Origin of the sequence: Halorubrum sp. SP9 (genome assembly GCF_005435015.1) — an archaeon.
Taxonomy (GTDB): Archaea; Halobacteriota; Halobacteria; order Halobacteriales; family Haloferacaceae; genus Halorubrum; species Halorubrum sodomense.
In genome coordinates this window covers 139,708-146,962 of sequence record NZ_SGXU01000003.1, presented here as the reverse complement: position 1 = coordinate 146,962, position 7,255 = coordinate 139,708, and the positions used below count along the sequence as shown (strand labels likewise).

Annotated in this window: 7 protein-coding genes; 2 read left to right on the top strand and 5 right to left on the bottom strand. The window is 71.4% G+C overall.

Annotated features, from left to right (window positions below):
* The 5 genes from EXE45_RS03685 to EXE45_RS03665 all read right to left on the bottom strand — a co-directional run.
* On the bottom strand, positions 1–591 hold a 591-nt coding region (locus tag EXE45_RS03685), incomplete at its 3' end, for a transporter (RefSeq protein ID WP_137693574.1).
* 111 nt (positions 592–702) lie between these two features.
* Entirely contained in the window at positions 703–1,296 is a 594-nt protein-coding gene (locus EXE45_RS03680) for a GNAT family N-acetyltransferase (protein WP_137693573.1), read from the bottom strand.
* Positions 1,297–1,371: 75 nt separating this feature from the next.
* Positions 1,372–2,304, bottom strand: coding sequence for an alpha/beta hydrolase (locus EXE45_RS03675; protein ID WP_137693572.1), 933 nt, complete (start codon positions 2,302–2,304; stop codon positions 1,372–1,374).
* 79 nt (positions 2,305–2,383) lie between these two features.
* On the bottom strand, positions 2,384–3,304 hold the full coding sequence (locus EXE45_RS03670; RefSeq protein WP_092923903.1) for a DMT family transporter: 921 nt from the start codon (positions 3,302–3,304) through the stop codon (positions 2,384–2,386).
* Between the two features lie 146 nt (positions 3,305–3,450).
* On the bottom strand, positions 3,451–4,110 hold the full coding sequence (locus EXE45_RS03665; protein WP_092923906.1) for an ArsR family transcriptional regulator: 660 nt from the start codon (positions 4,108–4,110) through the stop codon (positions 3,451–3,453).
* 136 nt (positions 4,111–4,246) lie between these two features.
* Between EXE45_RS03665 and gpmI the strand changes: the two genes are divergently transcribed.
* Positions 4,247–5,764: a 2,3-bisphosphoglycerate-independent phosphoglycerate mutase gene (gene gpmI, locus EXE45_RS03660; protein ID WP_137693571.1), complete on the top strand. Its 1,518-nt coding sequence runs from the start codon at positions 4,247–4,249 to the stop codon at positions 5,762–5,764.
* Between the two features lie 101 nt (positions 5,765–5,865).
* Positions 5,866–7,008: a thiolase family protein gene (locus EXE45_RS03655; protein WP_137693570.1), complete on the top strand. Its 1,143-nt coding sequence runs from the start codon at positions 5,866–5,868 to the stop codon at positions 7,006–7,008.
* Positions 7,009–7,255: the final 247 nt, after the last annotated feature.

Genomic DNA, 7,255 nt, shown 5'->3' with positions numbered 1-7,255 from the left:
CAGCGACGAGCCCGCACCGCCTATCGCGCCGAAGGCGGCCGGGTAGACGGCGCCGGCGAGGAGGACGGCGGTGACGACGTCGGGGGCCACGCTCCCGTCGCCGACCGCGTACCGGAACAGGAACGCGCCGACGAGCGCGAGCGGGAGGTAGCCGGCGGCGACGAGCGCGCCCGAGCGGACGCCGTCGAGCGGGGCGTCCGCGCCGGCGACCCGCCCCGCGACGAGGCCGGCGACGAGCAGCAGGAGCGGCGGGACTACGAGCAGGAACCCCGCGCCCTCGGCCTCCATGAGGATGTTCCGCGAGGACGTGCCCCCGAACAGCGCGGGGAACACGGTCTCGACGAAGTGAGCGTTGTAGAACATCCAGCCGGACACCTGCCACGCCGAGATGGGGTCGCCGCCGAACAGCTCGGCGAGGAAGTTGAGCCCGGACAGCCCCTCCTCGATCCGGCCGCTCTGCGTGACGTAGACGGACAGGTAGCCGAGGAGGTAGGCGGCGGCGCCGGCGACCGCGCCGCCGAGCGCCTCTCGCGCGATGTTCCGATTCGAACCCGTCGTCGCGGTCGTTCCACCTGTCGGTGACGAGGACATGCGCCCGGGATCGTTTCGGACGCGGTAAGTGTTTGTTGGGTCGCAGTCACGCCGGTAATTCAACTGAAACGGCCGGTGAAACCTCCGCAGACGGCGAAAATCGCGCGCCGATCACGCGGTCGCCGCTCGCCACTCGTCCTGCGAGATCGTGTACCGGACCTCGTCGTGGACGCTCCCGTCGGCGAAGGTCAACTGATTCCGGAGCCGCCCCTCGCGCCGGCCGCCGAACCGGTCGACGTACTTCTCGATCGCGCGCCGCGACTGCTCGTTGTCGGGGTGGTGGCTCACCGCGACGACGTCTAAGTCGAGGTCGTCGAACGCGACCTCGACGAGCGCGGCGGCGCGCTCGCCGGAGTAGCCGCGCCCCCAGAACCGCTTCCGGAGCCACGTGCCGAGGACCGCCGTGCGCCGCTCCCAGTCGACCTCGAAGCCGCCGAAACCGGCGATCTCTCCCGCGTCGTCTTCCCCCCCGCGGGGCCGGATCACGTAGCTCGCCGCCTCGCCGTCCTCGAAGCGCTCGCGGCCGCGTTCGAGGAACTCCAGCGTCTCCTGCTTCGTCTCGTGGGGGTCCCACGTGACGTACTCGGTCACCGCCTCGATCCCGGGGTCCGACGAGCAGATCCGGTAGCACGTGTCGAGGTCGACGTTCTCGGGTCCCCGCGCCTCCAGCCGGAGCCGGTCGGTCTCGATCGTCTCGGGGAACACACCGGTGCCGACGGCGGCGGACGGATAAACTCTACCGGCGGTCTGGGATCCGTTTCCACGGTCCGACCGGCGCGTTCAGCCGTCGAGCGCGTCGGCGAGGTCGGCGCCCACGTCCGCGATCGCGTCGCGGGCGCGGTCGACCTCTCGCATCGTCATGAACCCGTGGACCATCGCGGGGTAGTTCTCGTAGCGCGTCGCGACGCCGTCCGCGACCAGCCGCTCCGCGTATGCCGTCCCGCCGTCCCTGAGCGGATCGAAGCCGGCGGTGACGACCGTCGCGGGCGCGACGCCGGAGAGGTCGCCGGCGTTGATCGGGTCGGCGTACGGGTTCCGGCGGTGGATATCGTTCCGGTAGTAGCAGTCGGAGAACCACTCGATGTCCTCGCGCGAGAGGACGATCCCGGCGTGTTCGCGCACCGACTCCTGCTCGGGGTCGACGCCGATTCCCGGGTAGAGAAGCGCCTGGTGGGTGATTTCGGGGCCGTCGCGCTCGGCGGCCATGAGCGCCGCCACGGCGGCGAGGGTGCCCCCGGCGGAGTCGCCCGCGACCGCGACCTCCCCGGTGCCGCGGAGCCGCTCCGTCGACGCCGCCGCCCACTCGACGGCGGCGTACGCGTCCTCGACCGCGGCCGGGAACGGGTGCTCCGGCGCGAGGCGGTACTCGACGGAGAGCACCGCGCAGCCGCTCTCCCGCGTCAGGTGCCGGCAGAGCCAGTCGTGCGTCTCGACGCTCCCGAGGACGAACCCGCCGCCGTGGAAGAAGACGACGGTCGGATAGGGCGGGTCGCCGTCCGGGAGGTACAGGCGCGCGTCCAACTCGCCCGCGGGCCCCGGAACCGTCACCGACTCGATCGCCCCGATGCTCGGCGGATTCCGGTTCTGAAGCCGCGACAGGGGACCGGTCAGGAGCCGGAGCAGTTTCAGCTTGTAGCGGCCGTGCGGCAGCGGGATCCGCGACTGGCGGGCGGCTGCGCGCTTCGCCTGCGGATCGATCTGGTCGGCGCTCACGTCGTGGGAGTCGTCGGGCCGCCGACAAGACGGTTGCGGCGGGACGCCGGCGGGCGGCGATCGGTCGCAGCCGCGACGCTCACCGCACCAGCTCGGCCGCTCGCAGTTCTTCCCGGATCGCGTCGCGTTTCACCAGGGCGAAGCCGACGCAGATGATCAGGAAGCCGGCGACCGTCGTGGGGGTGATCCCCTCATCGAGGACGAGCCAGCCGACGACGGCCGCGAACACCGGCGCGACGTAGGAGACGAGGTTGATCTCTATCGGGCCGAGCCGGTCGAGCAGGTCGAAGTAGATGAGGAACCCGATCCCGCTCGCGACGATCGAGAGGTAGCCCAAGGCGAGCAGCGACTCGGCGTTCCAGGCCGCGTCGGCGACCGACTCGCCGAGCGCGAGCGAGATCAGGTGCGTGAGTCCGGCGCCGAGCAGCATCGCCCACGCCTCCATCGTCTCGATGGCGATATCGGCCTCGGAGGCCCGAGAGAGCACGGACCCGAGCGCGAACGACGCCGCCGCGAGCAACACGAGGAGCTTCGAGACGGTGCCGCCGCCGGCGAGGTTCGCGGGGTCCGGGTTCGCGAGGACGACCGCGCCGACGAGTCCGATACCGAGACCGAGCGCGCCGACGGCGGTCAGGCGCTCCGCGGGGAGGAAGGCCCGCGCGAAGACGGTGGTCAAAAGCGGCGAGAGGCTGACGATGACGGCCGCGACCGCGCTGGTCACCGCGGGGTCGGTCTCACCGATGAACAGGAACGAGTGGTAGGCGGCGATGATGAACACGGCCCCGGAAGCGACCTCCAGCCACTGGTCGCGCCCGCGGGGGATCGGGTCGTCGACGGCGTACGCCGCGTACGCGAGCATTACCAGACCGGCCACGTCGTACCGGAACGCCGCGAACAGCACCGGCGGGAAGTACGCCAGCCCCGCCTTGATCGCGACGAACGCGGAGCCCCACGCGGCGGCGAGGACGAGAAACAGCGAGAGGTTTCTGAGACGGCTCACGTCCGCCCTCGTCCGGCGCCGAGCCAAAAGCTTCCGGAAACGGCCGCGGTCGCTGGATCGGCTCGGCGCCGGGCGCGCAGTGCGACGGACGCCCGGGGAGCGTGACAGTCCGGGGAGCGTGACGGCCCGGGCAGCGTGACGGGCCGTTAGCGGACCTGATACCCGTCGGCGTCGCGGGCGACGACGCCCACGTCGGAGAGCCGACGGAGCGCGCCCTCGACCGTCGACTCCCGTGCGCCGACCTCGTCGGCGACCGCGGCGGGCGTGCCGTCGGTCTCGACCACCGCGGCGATGACGGCCGCGAAAAAGCGGCTGTCTGCCTGCCCGCCGAGTCGATCGTCGATCTCGGCGAGGGTGTCCTCGACGCGACCCTGAACCCACCGCTGGGCGAGCGAGAGCTCGCGGTCGAGGTCCTGGAGGCGCGTGAACTCCTCCGCGAGTTCCGCGAGGCCGCCGGTCGCGCCCGATCCGTCCGGTGCCTCGATCGAGAGGTGGGGACACCGTCCGGACATGTCGAGGCTGTTCTTCGCCGGGTAGGCGCTCTTCGCCCCGAAGCCGTACGGCGAGACGCTGACCTCCAGCCGGAGGCTGCGCGCGATCCGGAAGTACTTCCGCCGCTGGTCGTCCGTCGTCGACTCGACGAGACCGGCCTCCTCCAGCTTCCGCAGGTGGTCGATCACCGCCTTCGGGCTCACGTCGAGGTACTCCGAGATCTCCGTGACGTAGCACGGCTTGGTAGCGAGAAGCCGGAGGATGCGTCGCCGGTTCTCGTTGCCGAGGAGATCGAGCAGTACCGCGGAGTCCATTAACGTGTGGTTAGCGTTCAGCGGATAAAAGGTTGGCTTCCGGCGACGACGGTCGGCCGAGCGAGTGGGGCCGCCGGGAGAGCGGCGAGACGGCACCCACCGAAGGGTAGTTACCCCCCGGGCGGCACGCTGGGGTATGGAGACGGCACTCGTGATCCTCGACGGCTGGGGGCTCGGCGACCACGACCGGCGGGACGCCGTGAAGGCGGCCGACACGCCGACGTTCGACGCGGCGACGGAGCGCGGCGCCGACGGGCGCCTCGTCGTCCACGGGCGGCGCGTGGGGCTCCCCGAGGGACAGATGGGCAACTCCGAGGTCGGCCACCTCAACATCGGCGCGGGACGGGTGGTGAAGCAGGCGTACACGCGGATCACGGACGCGCTCGCGGAGGGGTCGCTCTCGGACAACGACGCTATCGCAGACGCGCTCGACCACGCGAGATCGACCGGCGGCCGGGTCCACTTCACCGGCCTCGTCTCCGACGGCGGCGTCCACTCGGACGTGGAACACCTGCTCGCGCTGATCGACGCCGCGGCCGACGCTGGCGTGCCCGCGACGAGCCACGCGTTCACCGACGGGCGGGACACGGCCCCCGAGATCGCCGACGAGTTCCTCGCCGACGTGACCGCGAAGGCCGACGAGCGCGGGACGGGCCACGTCGCGACCGTTACCGGGCGGTACCACGCGATGGACCGCGACGAGAACTGGGAGCGCACGCGGAAGGCGTACGACGCGATCGTCGAACGCGAGGCCCCCCACGAGGCCGAGAGCGCGGTCGCGGCCGCCCGCGAGGCGCACGCCCGCGGCGAGACCGACGAGTTCGTCGAACCGACGCTCGTCGCCGGCGAGCCCGCCCTCGACGACGGGGACGCGGTGATATTCTTCAACTTCCGCGCGGACCGCGCCCGGCAGCTGGTCCGGATGCTCACCGACACCCGGCCCGAGTGGGGCTTCGACCTCGACCAGCCCGAGATCCGCCTGACGACGATGACCGAGTACGACGAGACGTTCGAGTTCCCGGTCGCGTTCCCGCCGGAGATCCCCGCGAACACGATCGGCGAGGTCGTCGCGGACGCAGACGGTACCCAGCTCCGGATCGCGGAGTCGGAGAAGTACCCCCACGTCACCTACTTCCTCAACGGCGGCCGCGAGGTCGAGTTCCCCGGCGAGATCCGCACCATCGTCGAGAGCCCGGACGTCCCCACCTACGACCTCCAGCCCGAGATGTCCGCGTCCGAGGTGACCGACGAGGCCGTCGAGACGATCGCCTCGGACGACCCCGACCTGCTCGTGTTGAACTACGCGAACCCCGACATGGTGGGCCACACCGGCGACTTCGACGCCGCGGTCGAGGCCGTCGAGGCCGTCGACGGACAGCTCGACCGGCTGCTCGACGCGATCGCCGACGCCGGCGCCCACGCGGTCGTCACCGCCGACCACGGCAACGCCGACGACATGGGCACCGCGGACGACCCCCACACCGCTCACACGTACAACCCGGTGCCGTTCGTCTACCTGACGCCCGACGGCGACGACGGCGGGCACGCGGTCCGCGAGGGGGGCTCGCTGTGCGACATCGCTCCGACCCTGCTCGACCTGATGGAGCGCGACCGGCCCGCGGAGATGACGGGCGAGAGCTTGCTCACGGAGTGACCCGGCGGCGCCCGCGACCGCAGCCGAATAAACGATAAACTCGGGATAGATTCCCGCCCGTTCCACGGCGTTTTAATACGCGGTCCCGTCTGTGATCGTTCATGACAGACGAGACCACGCCGGTGATCGCGGCCGCCTACCGAACGCCGCAGGGGAAAGACGGCGGCGTCTACGCGGACGTTCGCAGCGAGGACCTCTCGACGACGCTCATCGACCACGCGCTCGACGAGACGGGGCTGACGAGCGACCACGTCGACGACCTGATGTGGGGCGTCGCCCAGCAGCGCACCGAGCAGGACAACAACGTCGCGCGCGTTATCGCCCTCCTGTCGGAGCTGGGCGAGTCGGTGCCCGCCACCACGATCAACCGCTGGTGCGCCTCCTCGATGCAGGCGGTCATCTCGGCGTCGGACGCGATCGCCGCGGGGAACCGCGACTGTATCATCGCGGGCGGCGTCGAGAACATGAGCCGCGTCCCGATGGACGGCGACTCCTACCAGCACCTCCACCCCGAGCTCTCGGAGACGTACAACGTCTTCCAGCTGCAGATGGGGATGACCGCCGAGAAGGTGGCCGAGGAGTACGACGTGAGCCGCGAGGCGCAAGACGAGTACGCCGCCCGGAGCCACCGGCGCGCGGCCGAGGCGACCGAGTCGGGCCGGTTCGACGACGAGATCGTCCCCGTCGAGACCGACGACGGCCTGGTCGAGGAAGACGAGGGGATCCGCCCGGACACGACCGCCGAGAAGCTCGCCGGCCTCTCGCCCGCGTTCACCGGCGACGGCACTGTCACTGCCGGGAACTCCTCGCAGATCTCCGACGGCGCGTCGCTGACGGTCGTGACGAGCAAGGCGTTCGCCGACGAACACGGGCTCGACGTGCTCGCGGAGGTCGGCACGAACGCGGTCGCCGGCGTCGACCCCACGGTGATGGGGATCGGCCCGGTGCCCGCCACCCGCGGCCTCCTCGACCGCGCCGGCACCGAGATCGACGACTACGACCTCGTCGAGCTGAACGAGGCGTTCGCCTCCCAGTGCGAGTACGCGCGGCGCGAGCTCGGCGTCGACGAGGAGATCTACAACGTCAACGGCGGCGCCATCGCGCTCGGTCACCCGCTCGGCGCCTCCGGCGCGCGCCTCCCCGTCACGCTCCTCCACGAGATGCAGAAGCGCGACGCCGAGCGCGGCCTCGCGACGCTCTGCGTCGGCTTCGGCCAGGGCGCCGCGATCGAGTTCCTGCGATAGACAGCCGCGAGACGGATTTTCGCCACGGCGCGCCTGCGAGCGGCCGCCCCCGGCGGCCGCGAGCCAGCCCGCGAGGGAGTCAGTCGCCGGAGCGAAGCGACGGCGACTGACGAGGCTGGGGAGGCGTGAGGTGCGTGGCTGTGCGGGGCGGGGCGGGACTCGAAGGGGCGGCCGGGAGGCGGGCGCAGGCGACGCAAGGACCGCAAGGAACGAGCGGAGCGAGTGACTGAGGACCGCAGCGAGCGTG